20 protein-coding genes are annotated in these 24,101 nt (G+C 66.5%); 10 read left to right on the top strand and 10 right to left on the bottom strand.

Translation table 11 applies throughout. The features are described from left to right. Nucleotides 1-38: 38 nt before the first annotated feature. Entirely contained in the window at nucleotides 39-1,328 is a 1,290-nt protein-coding gene (locus AAFP35_RS03990) for a DUF7373 family lipoprotein (RefSeq protein ID WP_419220253.1), read from the bottom strand. Between the two features lie 304 nt (nucleotides 1,329-1,632). On the opposite strand from AAFP35_RS03990, the gene AAFP35_RS03985 reads away from it, so the two are divergent. From AAFP35_RS03985 to AAFP35_RS03955, 7 genes are all read left to right on the top strand, one after another. Further along, nucleotides 1,633-3,468: a dynamin family protein gene (locus AAFP35_RS03985; protein WP_419220252.1), complete on the top strand. Its 1,836-nt coding sequence runs from the start codon at nucleotides 1,633-1,635 to the stop codon at nucleotides 3,466-3,468. Further along, nucleotides 3,465-4,886 (top strand): dynamin family protein, encoded by a 1,422-nt coding sequence (locus tag AAFP35_RS03980; protein ID WP_419220251.1) that lies wholly within the window; start codon nucleotides 3,465-3,467, stop codon nucleotides 4,884-4,886. The genes AAFP35_RS03985 and AAFP35_RS03980 overlap by 4 nt, the downstream gene beginning before the upstream one ends. Before the next feature lie 69 nt (nucleotides 4,887-4,955). After that, a complete protein-coding gene (locus AAFP35_RS03975; protein WP_419220250.1) occupies nucleotides 4,956-6,884 on the top strand; it encodes an Hsp70 family protein in 1,929 nt (642 codons plus the stop codon). Nucleotides 6,885-6,968: 84 nt separating this feature from the next. Then, a complete protein-coding gene (locus tag AAFP35_RS03970) occupies nucleotides 6,969-8,096 on the top strand; it encodes a hypothetical protein (RefSeq protein WP_419220249.1) in 1,128 nt (375 codons plus the stop codon). Between the two features lie 134 nt (nucleotides 8,097-8,230). Then, nucleotides 8,231-10,582, top strand: a complete 2,352-nt coding sequence (locus AAFP35_RS03965; protein WP_419220449.1) for an ATP-binding cassette domain-containing protein — start codon at nucleotides 8,231-8,233, stop codon at nucleotides 10,580-10,582. A gap of 76 nt (nucleotides 10,583-10,658) precedes the next feature. Continuing rightward, on the top strand, nucleotides 10,659-11,045 hold the full coding sequence (locus tag AAFP35_RS03960; protein WP_419220248.1) for a hypothetical protein: 387 nt from the start codon (nucleotides 10,659-10,661) through the stop codon (nucleotides 11,043-11,045). A gap of 33 nt (nucleotides 11,046-11,078) precedes the next feature. After that, nucleotides 11,079-11,630 carry an RNA polymerase sigma factor gene (locus tag AAFP35_RS03955; RefSeq protein WP_419220247.1) on the top strand — a complete coding sequence of 184 codons (552 nt, stop codon included), beginning with the start codon at nucleotides 11,079-11,081 and terminating at the stop codon, nucleotides 11,628-11,630. Nucleotides 11,631-12,072: 442 nt separating this feature from the next. On the opposite strand, the gene AAFP35_RS03950 is transcribed toward AAFP35_RS03955, so the two are convergent. Next, nucleotides 12,073-13,257 (bottom strand): alkaline phosphatase family protein, encoded by a 1,185-nt coding sequence (locus AAFP35_RS03950; RefSeq protein WP_419220246.1) that lies wholly within the window; start codon nucleotides 13,255-13,257, stop codon nucleotides 12,073-12,075. 574 nt (nucleotides 13,258-13,831) lie between these two features. Here AAFP35_RS03950 and AAFP35_RS03945 point away from each other — a divergent pair. Further along, nucleotides 13,832-14,149: a hypothetical protein gene (locus tag AAFP35_RS03945; RefSeq protein WP_419220245.1), complete on the top strand. Its 318-nt coding sequence runs from the start codon at nucleotides 13,832-13,834 to the stop codon at nucleotides 14,147-14,149. 161 nt (nucleotides 14,150-14,310) lie between these two features. Here the strand turns inward: AAFP35_RS03945 and AAFP35_RS03940 are convergent, their stop codons facing one another. From AAFP35_RS03940 to AAFP35_RS03925, 4 genes are all read right to left on the bottom strand, one after another. Continuing rightward, nucleotides 14,311-15,111, bottom strand: coding sequence for a TY-Chap domain-containing protein (locus AAFP35_RS03940; protein WP_419220244.1), 801 nt, complete (start codon nucleotides 15,109-15,111; stop codon nucleotides 14,311-14,313). Nucleotides 15,112-15,244: 133 nt separating this feature from the next. Then, on the bottom strand, nucleotides 15,245-15,928 hold the full coding sequence (locus AAFP35_RS03935) for a VC0807 family protein (protein ID WP_419220243.1): 684 nt from the start codon (nucleotides 15,926-15,928) through the stop codon (nucleotides 15,245-15,247). Continuing rightward, nucleotides 15,928-16,356 (bottom strand): MarR family winged helix-turn-helix transcriptional regulator, encoded by a 429-nt coding sequence (locus AAFP35_RS03930; protein ID WP_419220242.1) that lies wholly within the window; start codon nucleotides 16,354-16,356, stop codon nucleotides 15,928-15,930. The genes AAFP35_RS03935 and AAFP35_RS03930 overlap by 1 nt, the downstream gene beginning before the upstream one ends. A gap of 83 nt (nucleotides 16,357-16,439) precedes the next feature. Then, nucleotides 16,440-17,030 (bottom strand): TetR/AcrR family transcriptional regulator, encoded by a 591-nt coding sequence (locus tag AAFP35_RS03925; RefSeq protein ID WP_419220241.1) that lies wholly within the window; start codon nucleotides 17,028-17,030, stop codon nucleotides 16,440-16,442. Nucleotides 17,031-17,066: 36 nt separating this feature from the next. Between AAFP35_RS03925 and AAFP35_RS03920 the strand changes: the two genes are divergently transcribed. Then, nucleotides 17,067-18,056, top strand: a complete 990-nt coding sequence (locus AAFP35_RS03920) for a DMT family transporter (protein WP_419220240.1) — start codon at nucleotides 17,067-17,069, stop codon at nucleotides 18,054-18,056. 311 nt (nucleotides 18,057-18,367) lie between these two features. Here AAFP35_RS03920 and AAFP35_RS03915 read toward each other — a convergent pair whose 3' ends face one another. After that, complete coding sequence (locus tag AAFP35_RS03915; RefSeq protein ID WP_419220239.1) at nucleotides 18,368-20,206, bottom strand: DUF3556 domain-containing protein; 1,839 nt, start codon at nucleotides 20,204-20,206, stop codon at nucleotides 18,368-18,370. A 69-nt stretch (nucleotides 20,207-20,275) separates the two neighbouring features. After that, a complete protein-coding gene (locus AAFP35_RS03910) occupies nucleotides 20,276-20,821 on the bottom strand; it encodes a TetR/AcrR family transcriptional regulator (protein ID WP_419220238.1) in 546 nt (181 codons plus the stop codon). Nucleotides 20,822-20,974: 153 nt separating this feature from the next. On the opposite strand from AAFP35_RS03910, the gene AAFP35_RS03905 reads away from it, so the two are divergent. Continuing rightward, nucleotides 20,975-22,153, top strand: coding sequence for a cytochrome P450 (locus AAFP35_RS03905; RefSeq protein WP_419220237.1), 1,179 nt, complete (start codon nucleotides 20,975-20,977; stop codon nucleotides 22,151-22,153). Between the two features lie 3 nt (nucleotides 22,154-22,156). Here AAFP35_RS03905 and AAFP35_RS03900 read toward each other — a convergent pair whose 3' ends face one another. Further along, nucleotides 22,157-22,879 (bottom strand): GNAT family N-acetyltransferase, encoded by a 723-nt coding sequence (locus AAFP35_RS03900; RefSeq protein WP_419220448.1) that lies wholly within the window; start codon nucleotides 22,877-22,879, stop codon nucleotides 22,157-22,159. A 70-nt stretch (nucleotides 22,880-22,949) separates the two neighbouring features. After that, nucleotides 22,950-23,942, bottom strand: coding sequence for an alpha/beta fold hydrolase (locus AAFP35_RS03895; protein ID WP_419220236.1), 993 nt, complete (start codon nucleotides 23,940-23,942; stop codon nucleotides 22,950-22,952). Nucleotides 23,943-24,101 lie beyond the last annotated feature (159 nt).

Here is a 24,101-nt window from a genome sequence, read left to right as displayed (position 1 = left end):
ACCCGTCCGTACGTCACACGGGTCGACCGATGACGCGGCTACTTCGCGTTCTGATCGGCCTTGGTGAAGATCACGTACTGAGCCGAGATCTGTTGGTAGGCATCGGTCTTGTCGGTCGAATGCACTTCACCGACGTATCGACCGAGCTGCACATAGCAGGCGTAGTTGGTCTTCGGGGCGGCAGTGCTCTGGCAGTGCGCGACCGGGAGCCCGGGCGGAGGTGCGATGTCCTTCCAACCGCTGCCCTTCGCCGACGAGGTCATCGAGTTGATCAAGGTGGTGGCACCGGCATCGTCCTTGGCGCGGTACACGGTCGAACGCTCGATGCCGTTGGCGGTGGAGCCAACCTGGTTGAGCAGCTTGAACGTGCCGGACGGGTCGGACGAGACGTGGGCCATGCCGCGCGGACCGTAGACGGCGCGAACGTTGGCGCCGGGGATTCCGTTGGCGCCCTCGCGAACCTGTTCGTCGGGGAACGGAAGTGCGTAGATCAGGACGCGGTTCTCATCCATGACGACCTTGACTCGCCCGGGGTCGCCCGCAGCCTTCTCCGCCTTGGTCGGTGTCGCCGGGAACTGATCGATCAGCGCCGACTGGAGTTTGATGGCCTTGCTCACCGTCGGAACGAGCTTGTCCTCCTGCCCATCCCGCACCTGATACCACTGGAACAGCACATACCTGCCGTGCGGGGTGAACACCGAGATCATCTTCTGATCCTGCAGAGAGGTCCGGATCACCAGCGACTCCGGCGATCCCGGCAGTGAGGTCGTGGTGGTGTTGTTCTTCGCCGCCATCCCCTCGGCCATCTGCTGTGCGGCGGCCTTGGCATCGGCCGGGGTGAGGTAGCGGACGACCATGTTGTTGAGCGCCCTGTTCTTTCCGCTCCGGATCATCTCGTCCGGTGTGGACGCGGTGCTCACGAAGCCACCCACCAGCGCGGCGTTGGCCCGCACATCCCACGACTCCTTGGGCAACAGCGGTCGCATGGAGTCGCGGCCGATGATCACCATCGTCGGATTCGTGGGCTTGGTGAGCTCCGCGTCGATCTCGAACGGGACCACGATGTACTGCGCCATGCGTTGGCCCTCGACCTGGATGAGGTTGTCGTGGGTGGTCTCACCGAACGGAGCGCGCGGCGTCGTCGGATACTTGCCGGTGTCGAGTGCAGCGACATCGACCGACGGTGTCGTCGGAGCGACACTCGACGATGCGGCGGACGGCTTGCTGCCCTGTTCCGTGCTCGCCTCTCCGTCGGTCGAGCAGGCTGCGAGTGCCACCGCCGCCGCTGCCAGACCGGTCCAGCGGATCACCGGTTGCCAACTCTTCATCTGTCTTGCCCCTCTTCCGTGCACGCTGATCGACCCGATGGTCGACAGGTGACTCTGTCGTCTGGTCGATCCCTGTCGATACTTCGATGCAGCGGATGCAGGAAAGGTTCCCGCGGCGATGAGATTTCGGCAATCGTGACCAAGCGTGCAGATTAGTGCACACGAGAAGAAGGGGGTGTCATGTCATCTCGTCGGACTAATTCCACCGAAAACTTCCCGATAAGCCGGGTGATTCGGTCCTTTCATTGGCAATCATGGACGTCAGCGGGTTTTGTGTGGGGTGTGAACCAGGGGATTGCGATCGATGGGTGAGGCAGCGTCGCCAGTGGCGACGGCGTCCGACGCTGCGTCGGCCAAGGTCGCCGCACAGGTCGTCGACGGTTCGGTCAAGGTGCTCCGGGCATATCAGATGGACGCGCTCGCCGACGTGGCCGTCCAGAAGCTCTCGGGTGACCGGCAAACCCGCACCGTGGTGGTCGTCGGAGAGGTGCAGCGGGGAAAGAGTTCGCTGGTCAACGCCTTGATCGGTCGTCGGGATCTGTGTCCGGTCGGCGTCGATGTCACCTCGTCGGTCTCGGTGAGCGTCACCGCCGATGCCGAGCTGGATCACGACGGCACGGCCGAGCTGTTCTTTCCGTCCGGCGCCCGCCCCGCACCACTCGCCGAACTCGCCGATTGGGTGACGACGGGCGGCGCCAAGGTCCGTGATCCGCAGATCGAGGAACTGCCCACCGCGGCCGCGGTCGCGGTGCGCGAAGCACGGATGACCGACGTGACCCTCGTCGACACCCCGGGTGTCGGCGGCCTCGACGTCGGGTTGGCACGGCTGGCCGCACAGTCGGCGCAGCAGGCGTGCGTGCTGGTGCTGGTCTGTGACGCGTCGAGTCCGCTGACCGCCCCCGAGATGGAGTTCGTGCGGGAGTCGAGTGCGACGGTCGACTCGGTGGTGGTCGTGGTGACCAAGACCGACAAGAATCTGCGGCGGTGGCGGGAGATCGTCGCCGAGAACGAACGCATCCTGGCCGATCACCTACAACGTCCGATCCGGGTCATGGGGGTCTCCAGCCTGCTCGCGGTGATGGGGGCGGAGAGCACGGATCCGAACGAACGGGAGCGCCTCGAGACCGAGAGCGGGATAGCGGCCCTGCGTGCCGAGATCGTTCGGCGCCTCGACGGTTCGGCGGCACTACCGCACATCGACGCGATCCGCACCTGCATGGAAGGACTGCGCGTGGTTCGGGCCCGCGTGGCGCGCGAACTCGACGCCGTGGAGGCGGGTACCGAGGCGCTCCCGGATCTGACCGCGGAGATGGAACGGCTCACCGAGTTCCAGTCACAGGCCCGACAATGGGAGCAGTACCTGTCCCGCGACCTCACACTGCTGCGCCAATCGGCCGTCGACGATCTCGAACGACGCCTCGACGAGGTGCGCGACAAGTGGACGACCTACGTGAACACGCACGGGATGCAGGTCTTGCGGCGCAGTGCGCAGAAGTTCACCGCCGACATGCAGTCCGACTTGCAGCTCGCGATGGCCGAGACCCTGTCGGGTTTCCTGCAACGTCTGCACGACGAGGTGATCCAACCGCGATTCTCCGAGGACCCGAGTGTCTGGGAGGAGCTGAGCGCACAGATCGTTGCGTCCATGCAGGACAAGAAGATCGAGACACACCAGGTGGGCAGCAAACGCCACGGTCTCCTGGACCCGACCCTGCTGACCATGGGTGTGGTCGGCTCGTCCACACTCGGCGGCCTGCTCGGACTGTCCGCCCTCATGGGGGTCGGTGTCGCCGTCGGCACCGTATGGGTGGGGATCAACCTGGGATTCCGGGCGATTCGCGCGGGCAAGGCGAACCTGCTGGGCTGGCTTCGGGAGACGATCGCGGCCACCAAGGCGGCCACCGGACGTCTGCTCGACAGCGCGGTCGCACAGTCTCGGCCCGAGATCATCATCCGCTACCGAGAGTACTTGCGGGTCAACATCGAACAGCTGCAGCAAACCATCAACGAGGTCCAGAAGAGCGCCGCCGCCGACGCGGCGACCCGGGACAAGTCCCGACAGCGGCTCACCACCAACCTCGACATCGTCGACAAGCGGATCGCGTCCGCCGAGAAACTGTTGGCCGGGGTCCCACGATGACCGCGCCGCACGGGGATCCCGTCCACGCCGCCCTCGACAACGGACTTCATCAACTGGCCGCCTTGGGCGGCGACCTGGTCGAACAAGCCAACGCGATCGGGACCATCCTGTGGTCACCACCCCGGGTGGTGGTCGTCGGTCGCCTCAAAGCGGGCAAGTCCACTCTGGTGAATGCCCTCATCGGGGCGCCCGTCGCGGAGACGGCGGCCCTCGAGGCGACCAACGTCGTCACCGTCTATCAAGACGGCTCACCGTCGCGCGCCGAGGTCGTCGGTGCCGACGGGCAGCGCCACCCGGTCACCGTCCACCGTGACCGCACCATCGGACTTCCGTTGGAAACCCCCGACATCGCCTACGTCGATCGGTGGATGCCGTCTGCCGCACTGCGCAGATTGACCCTCATCGACACCCCAGGTCTGTCCACGCTCACCGTCGCCAACGACTCGGCGACGCGGCGGGTGATGATAGACGGCTTCGAACAGACACGGACCGCGTCGGTGGACGCGGACGCGGCGGTCTTCCTGTTCGACGCGGCGCCCCGGCTCGACGAGACCGAGTTCCTGGCCCGTCTGCCCTTCACCCCGTTGAACATGTTGGGCGTGCTCTCGCGCGCCGACTCCTTCGGCGAAGGAGCGCTCGGCCGTCGTGACCCGTTGGATCACGCCGCCGAGCACGCCACCCGACTCGCCACCCAACTGTCCGGGACCGTTCACAGTGTCGTCCCGATCTCGGGGTTGATGGCCCAGACCAGCCACACCGGCATGCTCACCGAACAGCATGCGGCCGCGCTGGCGCGGTTGCAGCCGATGTCACCGCTGGACGTGTTGCGTACCTTCGACGACGACGCAGCCGACGGCCCGCTACCGCCGGCCGTGCGAGAGCAGTTGTTGGGATTGCTGGGCGAATACGGGGTTCTCAACGGCCGTCGGATCGCCACCGGCGGCGCGGCCGCCCTCAACGAATGGCTGTCGGCCCGGTCGGGGATCGGGGCCCTGCATCGGGCGCTCGACGCCTCCACCGCGCGTTTCGCCGTGCTGCACCGCGCGCACCGGATCCTGGCGCGCCTGGATCAGCTGGCGTTCACGCATCCGGCCCGGGATCACATCAGGTCGTTGACCGCACAGTTGCGGGGTTCGCCTGCGCTGCATCTGGTGACGGTGTTGGAGGATTACCAGCGCATGCTGCGGACCGATCCGCAGGCCCCGGTCACCGAAGACCTGCACACCATCCTCACCGCGACAACCCGTGCCGGGCAGGTCGGGCTGCCCGACGACGCGCCCGGGCATGCGGTCACCGCGGAGGCGCAACGCCGTCTGGTGATGGCCCAGCAGCGCACCTTGGCCACCAGGTCGGCCGCCGAGGACGCGGCGCTGGTGACCCTCATCCGCACCTACACCCCGTTGAGCACGGGTCGATAGCCCGTCTACCTATAGCCCGTCTACCTATAGCCCACCGTCTACGGCCACCGAGAAAGCACAGGAAAGCAGATGACACCCAACCCCCGGGACGCGGGCTCGTGGACCCTCGCGATCGACTTCGGTACCTCCAACAGCGCCGCCGCACACTCCGGCGCGACCAGCGGGGGTATCGAAACGCTCGCTCTGTCGCACGCGAGCAACCTGATGCCGTCGTCGGTATTCGTCGCCGCGCCCGACCGGATCGTCGTCGGCGAGGCCGCGATCAATCAGGCGCAGCAGAACCCGGCCGGTTTCGTGGCGTCCCCGAAACGGTTGATCGGGCCGGACCCGAACTCCACGGTGGGCGGTCACACGCTGCCCACCTTCGTGCTGGTCGCCGCCGTGATGAACGCGATCCTGGTGCGCGGCAAGGCTGCCCACGCCGGACGGCCGCCCGCCCAGGTGGTGCTCACACACCCTGAGGCGTGGGCGCACCAGCAGATCAAGGTGCTCTTCGACGCCGCGGTGCACGCGGGTATCGATCCGGCGCGCATCACCACCATCTCCGAACCGCGCGCCGCGGCCGCCCACTACTCGCGCTCGCACGCCATGCAGCCCGGTGCCAAGATCGCGGTCTTCGACTTCGGTGGCGGCACCCTCGACATCGCGGTCCTCACCGTCACCAACGAGAACGTCTTCGGGGTGGTCGCCGCCCGCGGCAACAACGGGCTCGGCGGCAAGAATCTCGACGCGCTGGTGCAACGGTGGGTGGAGGACCGACTCGAGGAACGCGATCCACAGTTGGTCACCTATTTGCGCAGACAGGCGCCGGTCGATGTGGTGCAGAGCCTGCAGGACTCGATCCGTCGGGCCAAGGAGCTGCTGTCGGAGACACCGTCGGCGACGATCACGGTGCCCACCCCGGCCGGTCGACAGACTTTGCAGATCACCCGTGACGAGTTCGAGGAACTCATCGGGCCCGCCGTCGAGCAGGCGCTCTCGCTGACGAAGGCCACGCTGCTCGACGCCGGGATCGCCCACGCCGAACAACTCACCGCGCTGTACCTGACCGGTGGTTCGTCGCGGATTCCGCTGATCCAGCAGAAGCTGAACGAGCTCGGTCCGGTCGCCACCCTCGACGACCCCAAGACGGTCGTCGCGCAGGGTGCGCTCGTCACCGCGCTGGCCGAGGCGGCGCCGGTGACCGGCGGACGCGCGGCCGTGCCCGGCCCCGATGCGGGAGCCGGCTGGCCGGGACAGCAGGCCGCCGTTGCGGCGGCGGCCGGGCTGGGCGCACCGACCCGACCGGTCGGACAGTCCCAGTCGCCGGCCGACGGCCGTCCCGCGACACCACGTTTCGCCGACCCGGCTGAGCCGTCGGCACCGAAGAAGCCTTGGGGGCGGATCGGCATCGCGGTGGTCGCCGTGGTCGCGATCGTGGGTGTGGTGTTCGGCGTGATGGCGTTGCGCGGCGGGGATGAGGACACCCCGGTGACTCCGGGCGGCGGTGGCAAGCCGTCGGCCGCTGCGGCGGCCGATTCGGCAACAGCGAGTGGCGTGCAGACCGACGCCGACGGCAACAAGGTCTACACCGACAAGGCCGCGTTGCTCGGTGCGTTGCCGGAGTCCCTGCAGCAGTCGATCGCGACCTGCCAGGAGTTGGGATACACCAGCAGCAAGGCGATCGAGCTGGGCTGCAGGCTCTCCGAGGACAGCGACCTCGTCGACCTCGGGACGTCTGTGTTCGCGATGTTCACGAACATCGTCGGAGACCAGGCCGAGGCGGGCAGCGAGATCATCAACATCCGTAAGGGCATCTACGGCAACGGGAAGGGCACCCTCGTCGAGGACGCCGACCGAGTGGCCGCGGCCGACATCATCGATGCGTCGGTCGACGGGAAGGAATCACACACCATCCGCTACGCGAACACCGCGAACGGCCTGGTCATCACGGTGGACGGACTCAAGACCGTCGACGACGCGAAGGCCTTCCTGAACCGTTCCGGATTGATTTCCTGACGCCGGGAACATTCTCGCTCCACCACCGCATCCAATCTTCGACAGCACGACGGAGACACTTTCCACACCTGAAAGGTGACAACAATGTCCGACAGCACCGCCACCAGCGCCCAGACCGACACCACCCCGGAGAACCCGATCATCACCCCCGACCAGCCGTACGACCCCGCCGCTCAGTCGTCGACCGGAACGCAGGCCTCGGCCGACGCGCAGGCTCCGGCTGACGCGCAGGCTCCGGCTGAGGCCACCGCGTCGGCGGACAGTGAGACCGGCGCCACGGTCGACGTCCCGCAGGGCACCTCGGACACCTCGGATCCGACTGCGGCCCAGGCGCCCTCGGCGGCCTCGGATTCGGCCACCTCCGACTCCGACACCTCCGACTCCGCCACCTCGGATGCGCCGGCCACCGCGGACGCCCCGGCCGCCTCCGATTCGAACCCGGCCGCAGGCTCGGCGCCCGCCCCTGCGACCCCGGATTCGGCTGCCACCCCGGACCTTTCCGGCGCACACGACTCCACCGGGACTGCCGCGCAGGATCCGGCCGGCTCGCAGGGCGGGACCGAGAGCCCCACCCACGGCGCTCCGGCCGACAAGGCCGTCGACGTCGACCGGGACGGCAAGCCCGACGTCGTCCACTCCACCGACGACGCAGGCAACCAGGTCAACAGCTACCTCGACGGTGAGGGCAATGTGATCCTGGTCGAGGCCGACACCGACGGTGACGGATCGATCGACACGATCGCCTACGAGGGCCCGGGCGGTTCGACCTTCGTCGAGGTCGACTCCGACAACGACGGCACCGCCGACACCCTGGCCAAGTTCGACTCCGCGGGCAATCTGCGCGAGGTCGACGACATCGGCGCCAACGGTCAGGTCACCAGTTCGCTGCTCGACGTCGACGCCGACGGCAAGTTCGACGTGCAGCTTGTGGACACCGACGGTGACGGAGGCTTCGACGCCACCGTCCTCGACACCGATGACGACGGCACTGCCGACACCGTGCTGCACGACACCAACGGTGACTCGCAGCCCGACCACATCAGCTACATCAACGGTGGCCCCGACGGTGTGCCGCACTCCGAGGACCCCTCGGCCGCGACCGACGACACCTCCGCCGAGGACAGCCTGACGCACGACAGCCTCGCGGACAGCGGCGCCGACAGCCACGGCTACGGCGCCGACGACCACCATCAGGATTCGCACGGACTCTGATCCACACTGCACCCGGCCGGGGGCGGCGACACCATCGCCGCCCCCGGCGTCGGTGTATCCGGCCCTCGACGTGAGCGTCGCGAGCCACCCGAAACTTGTTGAGAACCAGCAGAAGCAGGAATGACGTGACCACGATGACGCCCGGCAGTGTGTCGGTACAGGGACATCTGCACCCCGTCGGGGACCGGCCGACGGTCACCGTGGGAACCGCCGGAGACAACGACATCGTCGTCGATCATCCGCAGGTCACCGATCACCATCTGCGGATCGAATGGCGGGGCAACGGGTGGTGGATGCGCGTCGTCGACACCACCGCCCGCATCATCAGCGCCGGACAACCCGTCGCCGAACTGCCGATCACGACGTCGGCCCAGGTGCACCTGGGCAACGCGGCCACCGGACCCGCACTCGTGGTGGTTCTCGCCACCGCACCGGCGGCCCCGTCGGCCACGCCGCAGGTCCCCGTCGTCGGTCCGGTGGTGTCGTCCCCGACCCCCGCCTCGGCGATGCCCCGAAAGCTCAGTGGTGCACCGCATCTGCAGCCGATGCAACACAACGCCGACGGTGGCCCCGCGACCACCCTGAGTCGTGTCCACACGATCGGCCGCACCCCCGACAACGACGTCGTCGTCGACGACATGCTGGTCTCTCGTCACCACGCGCGCATCACCGCGGCACCGACCGGCCTGCTCCTCGAAGATCTGGGCAGCGTCAACGGCACCTTCGTCAACGGTCACCGGATCGACACCGCACGGCTGTCCGACGGTGCCGTGATCACCATCGGCAACAGCGATCTCGTGGTGGACGGACAACGTCTGGTGCGTGGTCAGGCGTCGGCGTCGGCCGACGGTCTGCACCTCACCGGCATCGGACTGGTGGTCGACGGTGACAAGGAACTACTCCATGACGTCGACCTCAGTGCTCGGCCCGGAACCCTGACGGCGGTGATCGGTCCGTCCGGTGCCGGCAAGTCGACGGTGTCGAAGGTCGCTGCCGGTCTGCTCACCCCGACTGTCGGTCGGGTCACGTTCGAGGGACGTGACGTGCACGCCGACTACGAGGCGATGCGCACCCGTATCGGCATGGTGCCCCAGCGAGACGTGTTGCACCGCAAGCTCACCCTGCGTCAGGCCCTGGGCTACGCAGCCGAACTGCGGCTACCCCCGGACCTGTCGGCGGACGACCGGGACGCGGTGATCGCCGGTGTGCTCGGCGAGTTGCAGTTGACCGAACATCTCGACACCCGCGTGGACAAGTTGTCCGGTGGACAGCAGAAGCGGGCATCGGTGGCGATGGAACTGCTCACCGGGCCGTCGCTGCTGATCCTCGACGAGCCGACGTCCGGTCTCGACCCGGCGTTGGACCGCCAGGTGATGGCCACGCTGCGACGGCTTGCCGACGCCGGCCGTGTGGTGCTGGTCGTGACGCACTCCCTGACCTACCTGTCCATGTGTGATCAGGTGTTGCTGCTGGCGCCGGGCGGTAAGACCGCCTACGTCGGCGAACCCGACCACGTGGCGCAGGCGATGGGCACCGACGACTGGGCGGAAGTCTTCGGATTCGTTGCCGCACAGCCCGAACAGGCCCACCAGCGTCATCTGCGCCGACGCGGGTCGTCCGGGCGTGCGCAACCACCGCGCCCGTCGGCGGGTCCGCCGCCGCGACCGCCGGAGTCCAGTGGACTACGGCAGGCCGGAACCGTCGCGCGACGGCAGGTCCGGTTGATCCTCGCCGACACCGGCTACCTCGTGTTCCTGGCGGCCATGCCGGTGGTACTGGGGTTGCTGGTGCTCGTCATCCCCGGATCGCGGGGTTTCGGCGCGAATTCCGGCGGCGAGGTCTTGCAGATCCTCATCATCCTCGTGGTCGGTGCGACCTTCATGGGTACCGCACTCACCGTGCGTGACCTCGTCGGCGAACGCGACATCTTCGAACGCGAACGGGCAGTGGGCCTGCAACCGGGCGCCTACCTCGGCGCCAAGGTGATGGTCTACTTCGCGGCCGCGATTCTCCAGTCGCTGGTCATGGTCGCCATCGCGTTCGCGGGCAAAGGTCTGCCCGAAGGTGGAGTGTTCGGAGCCGCGCCGGTCGAATTGTTCTGTGCGGTGGCCGCACTCGCCTGTGTCAGTGCCCTCGTCGGGCTAGCCATCTCGGCGACCGTCCGATCGAACGAACAGACCATGCCACCTCTGGTGATCGTGGTGATCTCACAGCTGGTGTTCTGCGGTGGCCTGTTCAAACTCACCGCTCCCGGTCTCGCGCAGCTGTCGTGGTTGTTCCCGTCCTACTGGGGATACGCGTTGGCGGGCGGTGCAATCGACATCAATGCGCTGGCGCCGCACACCCCGCAGACCGCGGACGCCGAACTCTGGGAGCCGACGGTCACCAACGCGGTGCTCGGATACAGCGCGCTGCTGCTGACGGCTCTCGTGCTGATCGGTTACACGGTGTCGCGTCTGCGGTTGCGTCGCGGGAACAAAGGGTAGGCCGGGTAGCATCTCATCTGGGACGGACCACCGCAGGATGGTGGCAACGGACCAACACTCGATCGGAGGTCAGCACATGCAAGAGGAGGAGCCGTCGATTCTGGCTTCGCTCGGCATCGACCCCACCACGCTCACCGAACCGGCACCCGACGTCTGGGAGGCCGCCCTGGCCGCGGCCTTCGACCCGGCGGCGCAGGCAGATCCGGACACAGTGCCGGAGATGGACGACACACCCCCCGATGATCTCGACGACGAGATCATCGTCGACGACGCCGATCATCCCGACCATGCCGGACCGGAGCATCACGCGGACACGGCCGATGTGCACGGGGGAGCGGAGCCGGTGTTGTTCGACGACGCGGACGACCCGAGCTTCGACGATCACATCGACCACGGCGACACCGACGATCTGTCGGCCGATCATCATCACGAGATCCACGATGAAGGCCACCATGATCTCTGAGACGTCGACAGCTGAATCGAGCCAGGGGCGCTGATGGACGAAGCGGTGTTGCTGATGCAGGCACGCGAAGGTGATCAACATGCCTTCGCGCAACTCGCGGGTGCGCACCGCACGCAGGTGTGGGCGGTGTGTCTGAACATCTGCGGCAACCATCACGACGCCGAAGACGCGCTGCAGAACACGCTGGTCGCCGCATGGCAGAACCTGCACAAGTTCCGTGGTGAAGCACGCTTCTCCACCTGGCTGCACCGCATCGCCTCCAACAATGCGCTCATGGTCGTGCGCCGACGTAAGGCCAACACCACGCTCACCGACTTCGACGACCCGGAGCAAGCCGTTCAGCTCGCTGACGACGACGGCGGCACCACCTTCGACGAACGTGTGGCCTTGCAGGACGCGGTCCGGGACGCCCTCGCCAAACTGCCCGACGACTTCCGAGAAGCCGTGGTACTCCGTGAGTTCGGTGACCTGAGCTACGCCGACATCGCCGCCCACCAGGGCATCGGGGTACAAACCGTGAAGTCGAGGCTCAACCGCGCCCGATCCCAACTCGGTGACCTGTTGCGCGACACCATCACCACCTGACAGGGCAGGGTCTCGATACGCGGCTCCTTCGTCGCCGCTACTCGACCAGCAGTTCCCCCTTTGCTTGTCGAGTAGGTGCGGCGACCAGCGGTGCTGCTTTTGCTGGTCGAGTAGGTGTGGCGGCCATTGGTGCCTCTTCTGCCGGTCGAGTAGGTGCCGAGGCGCTAGCCGAGGTGCCGTATCGAGACCATATCCACTGTGCCCCAGAGAGACTCGAGCGGCTGAGGAGGCACCGCTGCTCGATCACTGGCTCCCCCTTTGCTGGTCGAGTAGGTGCCGAGGCGCTAGCCGAGGTGGCGTATCGAGACCATACCCGTTGTGCCCCAGAGAGGCTCGACCATCGGTGCTGCTTTTGCTGGTCGAGTAGGTGCTGAGGCGCTAGCCGAGGTGCCGTATCGAGACCACACCCGCTGAGCCCCAAAGAGACTCGAGAACCCCGAGGTCAGCCGCGCTGAACCAGAAGCGGCACCAACTGCTCGTCGAACGTCCACGCCCCGTGGTGGCCGAGCATCGTCGTCTCCGGTTCGGGTTCGGTGAGGCTGCGGGTGAGGATCGTGGTCCCGCGGGCCACCACGACCAGGTCACCGATCCGTTCGTCGACGAAGTCGGTCACCTCGTCTCCGAACCAGCGTTCGTCGAGCACCTGCTCGTGCGTCACCACGTGGGCATCCTCGCCGACGATGTCGGTCCAGAATGACTGGACGTCATCGCGAGCACCCGGGCGCGTGTACACCTGGCGTACCCGCATCTCGCCGGCCACCGCTTCGACTCCCTTGAGCATCTCGTCGGTGGTGTCGATGTCGATTCGCTTGTCGGCCTGGATCATTCCGTGGTCGCCGGTCACCAACAGAGTCGTTTCGCGTGGCAGGTCGGCGGCCAGGTCGGCGACGAGCCGATCCACCACGGCAAGAGTGCTCACCCATTGTGGTGAGCCCGGTCCGAACAGGTGGCCGGCCGCGTCGAGGTCTGGCCAGTAGGCGTAGACGAACCTGTGTCCGGCCACGTCGTTTGCCAGTGATCGCCCAACCCCGTCACGGATCTCGTCCGGGGTCTGGGCGCCGACGTAGGAGCCCTCCACACGGAACGCGGCACGGCTGAAACCGGAGCCGCGATAGAGCAGGGGCATCACATAGGACACCTCGACGCCGCGGCGAGCCATGTCCGCGAGCGAACCGTCGAGTGGTTGAACCGATTCCGGTGCATAGGTTTCCAATGCCGATCGGCCATCGGAACGGTTCAAGGTCCATCGCAGGGCGTTCAACGTCTGCCGTCCCGGACCGCGGGTGGCGTTTCGATCGGTGCGGAACGAATAGCCGATGATGCCGTGGCTGCCACACTGGACACCGGCCATCAGGCTGGTGATGCTCGTCGCCGTCGTGGCCGGGAAGCCCGCTCGGATCGTGGCGGTGCGCATCGCGGTCAGCGTCGGGGCGACGTCGGCGTGCCGGGTGAGCAACTCGTCGCCCAGACCGTCGATCAGCATGAGGACCACGTCCTTGCTCGGCGGTATCGGCACATCGGATGACGGCTCGCCGCGGAACGCGTCATCGACCGCCGGTAAGACGTCGGCCAGGGTCGCGTAGCGGCCCCACTCGAGTGGTCGTAGGTCGGCAGGAGGTTGATTCACATCCGCCACGTTAGCCGGGACCCGGGTACCCGAACACGCTGGAGAGGGGCGTCGCGTGACCGGGTCACCGGCTTCGCTCCCTCATTGTCGGTTCGCCCCTTTGCTCGGGGGAGCGAACGAGGATCGGAGGAGCGAACGGGCGCTGAATGGCGGAGCGTTCGACTAGCGCGTGGGGGCTAGCGATGGAGCTCGGAACAGCCTCTGCGGCACGTGATACATGAGTTCGATGATCTCGTGCGGTGGTACGTGCACGGTGCACTCCGCCGCGTGTTTCGGTCGTCGGCCGTGCGGCAGGTACATCCGCAGATGGTGCTGTCCGGCCGGGAGTGGGAGTTCGATTCTGCCCCAACGGGTCGGCACCAGTTCGAGGCCGTTCAGTACGATGCGCGGACCCGTCACCAGCATGCCGTGCCCGGGTAGATGGCAATGGCAGGTGATCCCCACGCCCTGAGAGGTCGGCCGAGGTGCACGAAACGACGAGGTCACCGCACCGAGTGCGGGCGGGACGTGCAGGCGCCGCGCCCACGGCCGCGCGGGTCGACGGCGTGGACCGCCGGGCAGAAGGAGCGGATCGATGTCGGTCACGGTGTCCTCGGATGCGGGGCAGACGGTCCTTCGCACTGTAATCGGTGCTGCCCCGGCCACTTTCACCGACCCGCCGCCTCATTCGGACGAACGACTCCGGCATCGTGGCAAACTTGACACCAACCGGTTTTTCGCCGAGGCCACCGGTCTTTCCGAGGCAAACGGTTCTTCGCCGACAGCAACCCGTTTTTCCGTCGAGAGCAACCACATGTCCGCCGACAGCAACTGCAATCCTGCCGACAGCAACTGCAATCCTGCCGACAGCAACCACGCGCACCGATCGAGCCCTACCACCCACGGGTCGTGAGGGGCGATGGGCGCTCGACGCGATCTCGGTGAGGGATGGCTCGCTGTACTCGACGACGTTCGAGTCCGGGCGCAGTCAGCACCTCGACCTCAACTCAAAGGTAACGGTTTGGTTTCACGTGGAACGATCGTGCCAATCTGATCGGCTGGGTTTCGGCGCCATCAGTTCGCGGCCGTCGCGATCTGCTGAGCCTGCTCGAAGAGGCCGACGAACCGTCGCCACCCCTGGGCCTCGTCCTCGCAACGACGGATGTCCTCGCGCGCCGCGAGGTGGCTGTGCGCCGACCGAAGGTTCTCGCGCCATTCCCGTAGCTCTCGACGACAGATCTCGAGATGCCCGACGATCATCGGCACGTCGTACCGGCAGACGTAGGCCACCTGGATCGGCGTCAGTGGCGCCTCTTTGTCGAGTTCGATGAGTTTGACGAGGAAGTCGGGCACCCCGTCGTCGAGGCAGGCGTCGTCGGCAGGCTGGGTGGGAAGAGCGCGAGGCAGCGTGCCACTGTCGGGGATGTGCTCATCGTCGAGGCCGGATTGTCCAGGGCTGATGTCGAGTGGTGCCTCGACGATAGGGTCGGCGACGGAACCGGCCAGGAATGCGGGATGGATGATCTCCCAGACCTGACGCAACGCATGGGTCCCCGCTGCGGCGAGTGCGCCGAGCCGACGACTACCGACCTCGAAGATCAGTGTGCCGTTGCGCAACTCGCGCCATCCGCCGTCGCGGAGGGCGTCGAACTGGTCGTCGCGCAGCGCGGCCATCGTGGAAAGATCGCGGCTGTCGACGGTGCAGCGCCACCGGCCCGCGCGCGTGAAGCGCAATGCTGCGTGGGGACCGGACTCGACGTCGCGTAGCTGCGTGATGTCGAAGGAGTCACCGCGCTCGAGTTGCCGAAGCCGCATGGTCAGGTCGATGGTGAAGGTGGTCCAGGCCTCGTCGAGGTCGCGGTCGAAGTCGGACATGAGCACTCCTTCGGGGCCGGGCTGTAGGTGGCCGATCCGGTCACCGTCGCCCCAAAGGGTAGGCGTGGGGTGTGACAAGTCCGGGCCGCTGCGCGGTGTTCGCTCGCAGGAGTGAGTCGGGTACCGCGGCACCTCAGGTCGCGGAACCGGCAGGGGCACGCATCCGCCGGCCGATCGCGACGGTGCAGACCACTGCGACGGCGGTCGCCACCATCGGCAGGATTTGGTCCCACGTGTAGGCGGTGTCGAAGGGGGTCTCGGCGATGACCACCGACGTCACGCCCGCCTGTACGAGGTAGGTGACGGCCCAGGCCAGACTCATCGCGTACATGGCGGTCCGAAAACGCGGATTCGCTTCCCACATCAGGTCGAACACCCGCATGCCGTCACGTGTGCCGTCGCTCGCGTAGCGCTGGGCGAAGTAGAACAGGACGGGTTTGGCCAGCAGGCACGAAGCCGCAAAGATGATGCCGATCACCGCGGTGACCGCACAGTCCTTGTACAGCAGCATCTTCGGTGCGGTACTCCCGACGACGGTGACGACGGCCGACATCAGTGTGAATGCCAGTATCGCTGCGGACGCGCCGCTGAATCGACGCGACCGCAACCAGATCGAGAGCGCGCCGACGATCGGGGCCACGCTGCCGAGGAGGTAGGCGGCCACCTCGCTCGCGCCGGCCGATCGCGCCAGCCGAAACAACACGATCGCGCCACCGACCTCGACGCACGTGATGACGATGTTGAACCACAAGCCCTTTCGGGCCGAATGTTCACGTCGCAGGCGGGAGATCTCCGAGGTGGTGTCGGCAGCGTTCATCATGCTCCCTGGTCGGTGTGGGTCGTCTGCACCACTGTGTGCAGCGCGCGGATCGTCCGGGCGAGATCGTCGGGATCGATGCCCACACGTGCTGCGTTGTCGTCGAGCGAATTACCGAGCAAGGCAGAGCAAATCCGCTGTTTGGTCCGTCCTTCCTCGGTGATGGTGAGCAGCCGCATGTTTCCCGAGCCGGGCGGCGCAACATTCTCGACGAAGCCGGCCGCAACCAGCTTGCGGACCAGCGCGCTCGCCGACGGATCGCTGATGCCCAGCGCACCCGCGAGTTGACGCACGGTGAGCCCTGGGTGCTCCGAGAGGATCACCAGCGCAACGAAGCGGTTGTAGCTCAAATCCTCGGCGCGCAGCAGCTTTTCCGCGTGTCGGTCAAGAGTGCGTACGAGGTCATGCAGCTCGAAAGCGAGGTCCACGCCGACTAAATTAGCAGACTAATTCAGTCGGTACGAGGTCTGAGCAGTGTGTGATCCGTCGATCGGCGTACCGACTACCGACGTCAGCCGGCATCGAGCAGCATCAGTGCCATCGCACGTGCCTGCTCATAGGCATCCGGAACCACGCCCATGCCGGCGGTGACCAGCGCGCCGTCGTGCACCATCAGGAGTCGTTCTCCGAGTTGTCGAGGATTGCGGGCGACGGCGTCGGCCGCGATCCCGGCGAACAATTCGAGCATCCAGCGCTTCTGTCCGACGATGATCGGATAGGCCGGGTGGTCGGGATCGCTGATCTCCGCATATGCGTTGATCATGCTGCAGCCCTTGGGGTTACGCTCGGCTGCCCACTCCCGCGTGGCATCGAACACCGCTGCCAGTCGCGCACGCGGGTCGTCGGGGACGCCGGTCAGGTGGTCGGTCAGGTACTCCCGCCACGTGACGTCACGGGCGTGTAGGTACTCGACCACGAGCCGGTCCTTGGACCCGAATCGGTCATAGAGCGTGCGTTTTGTGACGCCTGCCCGCGCCGCGATCGCCTCCACACCGACCGCGTGAATGCCCTGGGCGTAGAAGAGTTCGGACGCCGCGCTCAAGATCTCGCGGGCTTTGGGCGTCCACTCGACGTCGGTACTCACATGACTTGTCTGGCTCATATGACAAAGACTACACCGATCGGTAAAGTCGGTCGCATGATGACTTCACCGATCGGTATACCTGAACGCTGGGTGACCGGAATCCTGGGCGGCCTGTTCGTGGTGAGCTGGTCGTCGGGTTTCATCGGCGCCAAACTGGGCGGTGACGTGCCCGTGCCGACGACGCTGATGTGGCGTTTCGTGCCGATCGCCGCAGTACTCGCCCTCGTGGTCTGGATCCGTGCGCGCCGAGGTCCGCGGATGACCGTCGGTCCACGCGAGTGGCGTCGACAGATCCTGATCGGCGCGCTCTCGCAGGGTGGCTACCTCGCCACCGTGTACTGGGCGATCGACCTCGGGGTGAGTACCGGCACCACCGCACTGATCGACGGCGTGCAACCACTGGTGGTCGCCGCGCTCGCCGGACCGATCCTCGGCCTGGCCACCACCGGACGACAGTGGATCGGGGTCGGCGTCGGTGCCGCCGGCGTCGTGATCGTGACGTGGACCGACGCGATGGCTGCCGGTGGACAGACCCGCTGGTGGGGATATCTCGTGCCACTGCTCGGCATGGCCTGCCTCGTGGCCGCGACCTTCCTCGAGAAGGGCGGGCGGCGCACGCTGAGCTCCTTGCAGACCCTCACCGTTCACTGCGCGACGTCGGCTGTGTTGTTCACCCTGGTCTGTGTGGCGACCGGGACGGTGACACCGCCTGCGCAGCTGGGGTTCTGGGCTGCGATCGCCTGGCTGATCGTCTTCTCCACGCTCGGCGGCTACGGCCTCTACTGGGTGCTGCTGCATCGATTGGGCGTCACCTCGGTCAACTCGCTGATGTTCTTGATGCCGCCCGTGACAGCGGTGTGGGGGAGCGCGATGTTCGGTGAACCGTTCACGTGGACAACAGCTCTCGGACTGGCACTGGCGCTCGGTGCGACCTGGGTGGTGAGCCGGGACAGCTCCGGACCATCCGACACTCCTCGGCCGCGGACTCGCACGGTCCGTCGTGCAGACGACGACGCACCGACGGTGGCGACGTGCTCCCAGTGAGCTGACAGGGACGCGCAATGGCCCTACCAGGTTCGCGCCGCATAGTAGTGGATGTCAGAGCGACCCGGCCCCGGCCGGACCTAACAGAGAGGGCAATGATGCCGACACCGCAGAAGAACAACAAGAAGAACCCCGTTGCCCCGCAGCGTCGTCGGCGCCGCGTCCGCAAGTTCGACCAGCGTCAGCGCCGCTGGATCTGGGTCTGGCAGTGACCTGACCCCACGATCACGACCCCGTTGCCTCTCCCCCTCGGCAGCGGGGTCGTGGTCTGTCTGCGGCAGGCACCATCGCGGCGATCTATCGACACCGAGTCATCCACGGCGCCAGGTGATGTTCACCGGAACCTGGTCGTCCCACGGCTGACGGGTGACGAGATCGGCCACGCGAACGAAACCGCGTTCGAACTCGCCGGTCGCCGGATCGATCAGCCGATACTGCTGGGTCTGCCGATGGATCGGCTGACCGTCGAGCAGCACCACACGCACCTCTCCGGGTTCGAACCCGCAGCGCTTCTGCAGCGACGCGATCAACTGCTCGTTGGACAGATGGCCGTCGCCGAAGTTCCATCCCATGGCGGTACTGCAGATCCGTTCACCGTCGGTGATCATGTACGCCGCCTCCGCGGCCTCGTCGACGACGGCCGTCGCATTCTCGCCCACCTCCTGGCCGGTCACATTCGGCCCGCTCGCTTCGCTCCCGGCGCCGGCCACATCCGGCCCGCTCGCTTCGCTCCCGGCGCCGGCCATGGCACGATGAGCCAGCGTGAACAACGCACGTCCATGAGAGTTGAACGCGCGGAACGCATATCCCATGTAGAGCATGATCTGCGCCGCCTCGGCGCTGCCGTAGAACCGCTCGATCTGGGAGGCCGGCATCGCGGCGATCGCGACGACATTCTGTTCGATCTTCGCCGACGCCGACGGCTTGATGCACCACAGCGTGGTGTCCCAGTTCCCGGCGTAATACCGCATACCCGGGAGGAACGAGACCGTCCGTGGCGAGAGATTGCCGACGACGACGGTGGCCACCAAGACGGCGAACAAGACAACCGGCCACGGAGATGTGAGATCGGCGAGACCGACGTCGGCATGTCCGACGAAGATCGCCAGCACGCCGAACATCATGAAGACATTCCATTCGAGTGGCACGCCCATCGGGATCGACGACAGGATTCCGAAGTGGAAGATCAGCATGATCGCCGCGGCCACCCAGGTCAGCCATCCGCCACCGGAGAAGAACAGCACGATCGGCACCAAACCTTCGACGACGGTGGAGAAGTGCGCGATCCAGCGGGCGCGTCTGCCCGGCCGGAGGTCGTCGGGGAAACTCTCGAAGAAGGTCCGCTTGATCCGCGAGGAGCGCCAGATCGGATTGTTCGACATCATCGTCGCGATCACGAACGGGAAGTGCTTGTTGAGCTTGGACGCCGCGGCGCCCAACCAGATGCACAAGAAGACCAGCTTGGCGCCGATGATCATGTCCACACCGGTGAACAGGAAGGTCACACAGAACGCGCCGTACACCTCGCCCCGGGCGGCCAGGAAAATCGTCTTGTCGCGCAGCCCGAGCACCGCGAGCAACACCAGGATCGTCCAGATCTCCCATACCGGCAGCACGCCGACACCGGAGTCGAGCGCGGGCATCGGTCCGGATCCCGAACTGAACAGCGCGACGACGATCACCACCAAGAACGCCGCATACAGCACCACGTCGACGAGCTGGCGTGTGTCGCCCCTGGTCGCAGGAACGCGACCTGGCCACGGGGGTTGGCGAATCGTCTTGGGCCGCAACCAGTACAGGATCGAACCGAACGGCGGGAAGTAACGGTTGTTGAGCGGTCCGAATCCGCAGCCGAGGCCGACGACCTCGATCAGCATCGTGTACAACACGACCTTCTGGAAGACGATCGGTTCGTCGTACCAGGCGGTCACGTCGAAGAAGCCGTCGATACCGGGCGTGGAGATCACGATCACCCAGCCGACGAACACGTACAGCAGGATCTTCGCGACATAGAACAGGTGCAACACGACCGGTGTGCCGAACCCGACCTCGGCCCAATGCCGCGCCATGGGTCGGATCTTTTCCGCCCGGGTGCCTTGGCTCCAGGTCGGGAAGTCGATCGTCGGGGTGGTCTGCTTCAGGAATCCCATCGTCAGGGAACGCTAGCAAAGCAAGTGCTTGGTTGGGGAGGGTTGTCGGCGAAAGGGGACCGCCGGACCTCACGCGGTGATGGCCGCGCTCAGAAGTGCGACATGCCGTTTGGCGTCGTCCCGATTCTCCGGAGGCCAGAGGACCAACGCGAGCACGGACCGGACCGCGAACGACATGGTGACCGTGTCCTGTGCGTCGACGCCGATCAGGTCGGCGGCCAGGGCGGTCACGGTCGGCGACTCGACTACGGTCCGTGCCTGCTGGATGACCCGCGGTGAACGGACGAACTGCTGCGCGACCCGATCACCGTGGATCGCATCCAACGCGGTGGTCAGCGCGATCGCGGCTCTTTCGGTTCCGGCGGTCCCGGTGATGGCCACGCGAATCTGTGTGGCGATCGCGGCAGACGTGCGGGCGAGGACCGCCTCGACGATCTGCGACTTGCCCCCGGTGTGGCGATAGATGGTCGCCCGCGAACAGTGGGCACGGACCGCGAGTTCGTTGATGTCGAGACCTTCGACCCCGCGCTGCGCGATGAGCTCGGTCGCCAGATCCACGAGCCGCTCGCGCGCGCTGTCACCACGATTGCCGCCGACCAACCAGTCGTTGCTCATATCTCATAATGAGACAACACAGAGATCTGTGTCAGGTGTTTGCGGTGGTCGGATGGCGCGGATGAGACCGCACACGGTCGGGTGCGCGCACCGTGAATGTCGACTTCCGGCGCAGACCTTGTCATCCGGTCGGGGATGATCGAGCCTGCTCACATGCATGATCTCGACGATCCCTACACGTACTACGCGTCGCTGCGCACGCATTCGCCGGTGGCTCGGCTCGGTGACTCCGGGTTCTACGCGGTCGCCTCGTGGGAGCTGATCCAGGATGTGGTCGCCAGGCCTGAGGAGTTCTCGTCGAATCTCACGGCGACGATGGTGTGGCATCCGGACGGGACCATCACCGACTTTCCGATCGCCGAACTCGGGGCGCCGCTGCACGTTCTCGCGACCGCTGACGGGCCGACGCATCGTCTCCATCGCAAGCTCGTGATGCCGTCTCTGGTTCCCGGCCGGATCCGCGAACTCGAACAGTTCATCGTCGCCACACTGGCCGACCTGTGGGGCGACGGGCTCCGCGACGGTCACATCGACTGGGTGACCGCGATTGCGCAGCGGCTCCCGATGGCCGTGGTCGCCGAACTGCTCGGGCTCGACGCCTACGACATCGACGACCTGCTCCGCTGGGCATTCGCGAGCACGATGGTCATGGATGCGGTGGTCACACCCGGGCAGCTGGACGACGCCGGACGCGCGGTTGCCGAGCTGACCGCCCACCTCGACGCCGCACTTGCCGGCGCGATGGATGCGCCGGGGGACGACGTGATGGGCGTCCTCGCCGGACATGTGGGTACCGGTGTCATCGACCGGACCACCGCGCTGGTGCTCCTGATCCAACTGGTCGCCGCCGGTGCGGAATCGACGGTCAGCCTGTTGGGCACCGCCGTGCGTCTGCTGGGGTCGCATCCCGAGATCGAGTCCCGGCTGCGCGCCGACCGGGCGCTGGTCCCGGTCTTCGTCGAGGAGGCGTTGCGTCTGGAATCGCCGTTCCGCGGTCATTATCGACACGTCACCACCGACACCGTTCTCGGCGACACACAGATCCCCGCCGGTGCTCGCCTGTACCTCCTGTGGGGTTCGGCCAACCGCGACGACGGACGTTTCGACAACCCGGACGCGATCTCCCTGGACACCTCGACGCGGCCAACGCACATGGCCTTCGGAAAAGGCATCCACCTGTGCGTCGGCGCGGCGCTGGCGCGGATGGAAGCCCGCATCGCCATCGACTTCCTGCTCGACGCGACAACAGGATTCGACATCGTCGGCGACCCGCAGTGGGAACGCAGCCTGCTGGTCCGACGGCTGCGCTCACTGGGATTGGTCGTGCGGTGAGATCTAATCGGGCGCGGTGAACACCTGGAACATCACCCGTTTGCGCAAGCGGAATCCGAGGTGCTCATAGAGTCCGATCGCGCCGGTGTTCGCGCCGTCGGCGTGCAGGAACGGTAGCTCCCCGCGCAAGCGGATGCCGTGTGCCACGGCGAGCACGAGCCGAGTTCCCAGCCCCTGTCCGCGGAAGTCGGGATCCGTGCACACCGCGCTGATCTCGGTCCCACCCGGAATGTGCAGCCGCTCGCCGGCCATCGCGATCAGTTGCCCCGCTCGCCGGATGCCCAGGTAGGTGCCCATCTCGATGGTGCGTTTCTCGAACGGACCCGGCTTGGTGCGCTGCACGAGATCGATCATCTCGGCCACGTCGTCGACGGTCAGGTTCACGACATCGGCGTCCAGGGAGGTGGCGACATGGTCGTCGACCATCTGCACGCCGGGCAGACTCATCCGGACCGTCCAACCGTCGGGCGGGGTCACCGGCACCACCGGCAGGAACATCGATCCACCGGGGCCGATGAGCTCGGCGGCATCGGCCCAGTCCTCGGCGGTGGGGTGGTCGGGCAGCGCGACCATCCCACACACCTCGGGGTCATAGCGCACGGCGTTTCCGGCGCGCTGTGCGAAGCGGGCGTGCGGACCGGTGAGGGCGGCGAGCGCAGGATTGTCGAGCAGGGTCACGTCCTGGTCGGATGCGAGGGATGTCGAGTCCTCGGGCCTGCCACTCACCACGTCTCGACGATAGCGCGGGACCGGAAACGACCGCGTCACCCGCTGGGACGGACACCTTGTCGTGTGTTCAGCCGCCCGAGGAGGTCTCGGAGCGCCGCAATCCCGCGAGGAAGTCGGTGATCGCGGTGTTCACGCGCGCAGGTTCCTGCATCTGCACGAAATGGCCTGCACCGGGCACGATCTCGATGTGATGAAGACCGGGGACGAGTGTGCGCGTCGACTCCAGCGGATCGCGGCCCATCATGCTGAGCACAGGGTCGCGATCTCCGACGAGGAACAGCGTCGGTGCCGTGATCGGTTCGTCGCAGACCGCCGCGTTCTGCTCCCAGACGAGGTCGGCGGCGCGATACCAGTTGAGGCCACCGGTGAAGCCGGTGCGATCGAATTCGGCGACGTACTGGTCGAACTCGTCGACACGTAACCAGGGCCAGGGCAGCTCGGGCGCCGGAGGTAGTACGTCGAGGTAGCCGTTGCCTGCCGACGGATGCTCCCAACAGGAGAGATACCGGTCGCTGTCGCTCAACGCCCAGAACAACCTGCGCAGGAACTCGTGTGCGTTTGCGTCGAGTTCGCGTTCGGCGACGCCCGGTTCCTGGAAGTACTGCATATGGAAGAAGTGTTCGGCGGCGAGCGTGGCGTTGATGTCGCTGGGCCGCATCGGCGCTCGCGGTGTCAGTGGCACGCTCAGCACGACCAGACCGGCCACCCGCTCCGGAATCCAGCGGGCCAGGTCCCAGACCAGCTGCGCACCGAAGTCGTGTCCGACGAAAACCGCTTGCTGCGCACCTAATGCGTCGAGCAGACCGGTGATGTCGGCGACCGTGGTGGCGCGATCATAGGAGCCGGCATCGCGGGGTGCGCTGCTGTGACCGTATCCGCGCATGTCCGGCGCGATCGCGTGCCACCCGGCGTCGGCGAGAGCAGGGATCTGATGCCGCCAGGAATAGCCCAGTCCGGGAAATCCGTGGCACAGCACCACCGGCACCCCGGCGCCCTGCTCGGTGACGGACAGGTCGATCCCGTTGACGTGCAGGGTCCTGGTGGACGGCGTGACGGACATGCCGTCACACTAGGTCACGCGCCGACGTCGCGATCTCGACGACCGACTCGAGAAGTTCGCGCGGTCTGCACCCGGCTTTCGAAGCCTGTTCTCAGACAACGTCGATCCCGCGCGCAGATTGGCGCGGCAGGCTCGAAGGTGTCGGAGCGAAGGCTCCCG

This window comes from Gordonia sp. CPCC 206044 (assembly GCF_048537895.1).
Classification (GTDB): Bacteria; Actinomycetota; Actinomycetes; order Mycobacteriales; family Mycobacteriaceae; genus Gordonia.
The sequence above is the reverse complement of the archived record's forward strand: the minus strand, read 5'-3'. Positions and strand labels throughout refer to the sequence as shown.

Excerpts from the sequence above, each read along its gene's own strand:
- AAFP35_RS03990 (WP_419220253.1), bottom strand. The coding sequence starts at position 1,328 with ATGAAGAGTTGGCAACCGGTGATCCGCTGGACCGGTCTGGCAGCGGCG.
- AAFP35_RS03940 (WP_419220244.1), bottom strand. The coding sequence starts at position 15,111 with ATGTCCGACTTCGACCGCGACCTCGACGAGGCCTGGACCACCTTCACC.
- AAFP35_RS03980 (WP_419220251.1), top strand. The coding sequence starts at position 3,465 with ATGACCGCGCCGCACGGGGATCCCGTCCACGCCGCCCTCGACAACGGA.
- AAFP35_RS03945 (WP_419220245.1), top strand. The coding sequence starts at position 13,832 with ATGTCGGTCACGGTGTCCTCGGATGCGGGGCAGACGGTCCTTCGCACT.
- AAFP35_RS03935 (WP_419220243.1), bottom strand. The coding sequence starts at position 15,928 with ATGAACGCTGCCGACACCACCTCGGAGATCTCCCGCCTGCGACGTGAA.
- AAFP35_RS03905 (WP_419220237.1), top strand. The coding sequence starts at position 20,975 with ATGCATGATCTCGACGATCCCTACACGTACTACGCGTCGCTGCGCACG.
- AAFP35_RS03955 (WP_419220247.1), top strand. The coding sequence starts at position 11,079 with ATGGACGAAGCGGTGTTGCTGATGCAGGCACGCGAAGGTGATCAACAT.
- AAFP35_RS03965 (WP_419220449.1), top strand. The coding sequence starts at position 8,231 with ATGACGCCCGGCAGTGTGTCGGTACAGGGACATCTGCACCCCGTCGGG.
- AAFP35_RS03910 (WP_419220238.1), bottom strand. The coding sequence starts at position 20,821 with ATGAGCAACGACTGGTTGGTCGGCGGCAATCGTGGTGACAGCGCGCGC.
- AAFP35_RS03895 (WP_419220236.1), bottom strand. The coding sequence starts at position 23,942 with ATGTCCGTCACGCCGTCCACCAGGACCCTGCACGTCAACGGGATCGAC.
- AAFP35_RS03960 (WP_419220248.1), top strand. The coding sequence starts at position 10,659 with ATGCAAGAGGAGGAGCCGTCGATTCTGGCTTCGCTCGGCATCGACCCC.
- AAFP35_RS03915 (WP_419220239.1), bottom strand. The coding sequence starts at position 20,206 with ATGGGATTCCTGAAGCAGACCACCCCGACGATCGACTTCCCGACCTGG.
- AAFP35_RS03920 (WP_419220240.1), top strand. The coding sequence starts at position 17,067 with ATGATGACTTCACCGATCGGTATACCTGAACGCTGGGTGACCGGAATC.
- AAFP35_RS03970 (WP_419220249.1), top strand. The coding sequence starts at position 6,969 with ATGTCCGACAGCACCGCCACCAGCGCCCAGACCGACACCACCCCGGAG.
- AAFP35_RS03985 (WP_419220252.1), top strand. The coding sequence starts at position 1,633 with ATGGGTGAGGCAGCGTCGCCAGTGGCGACGGCGTCCGACGCTGCGTCG.
- AAFP35_RS03925 (WP_419220241.1), bottom strand. The coding sequence starts at position 17,030 with ATGAGCCAGACAAGTCATGTGAGTACCGACGTCGAGTGGACGCCCAAA.
- AAFP35_RS03975 (WP_419220250.1), top strand. The coding sequence starts at position 4,956 with ATGACACCCAACCCCCGGGACGCGGGCTCGTGGACCCTCGCGATCGAC.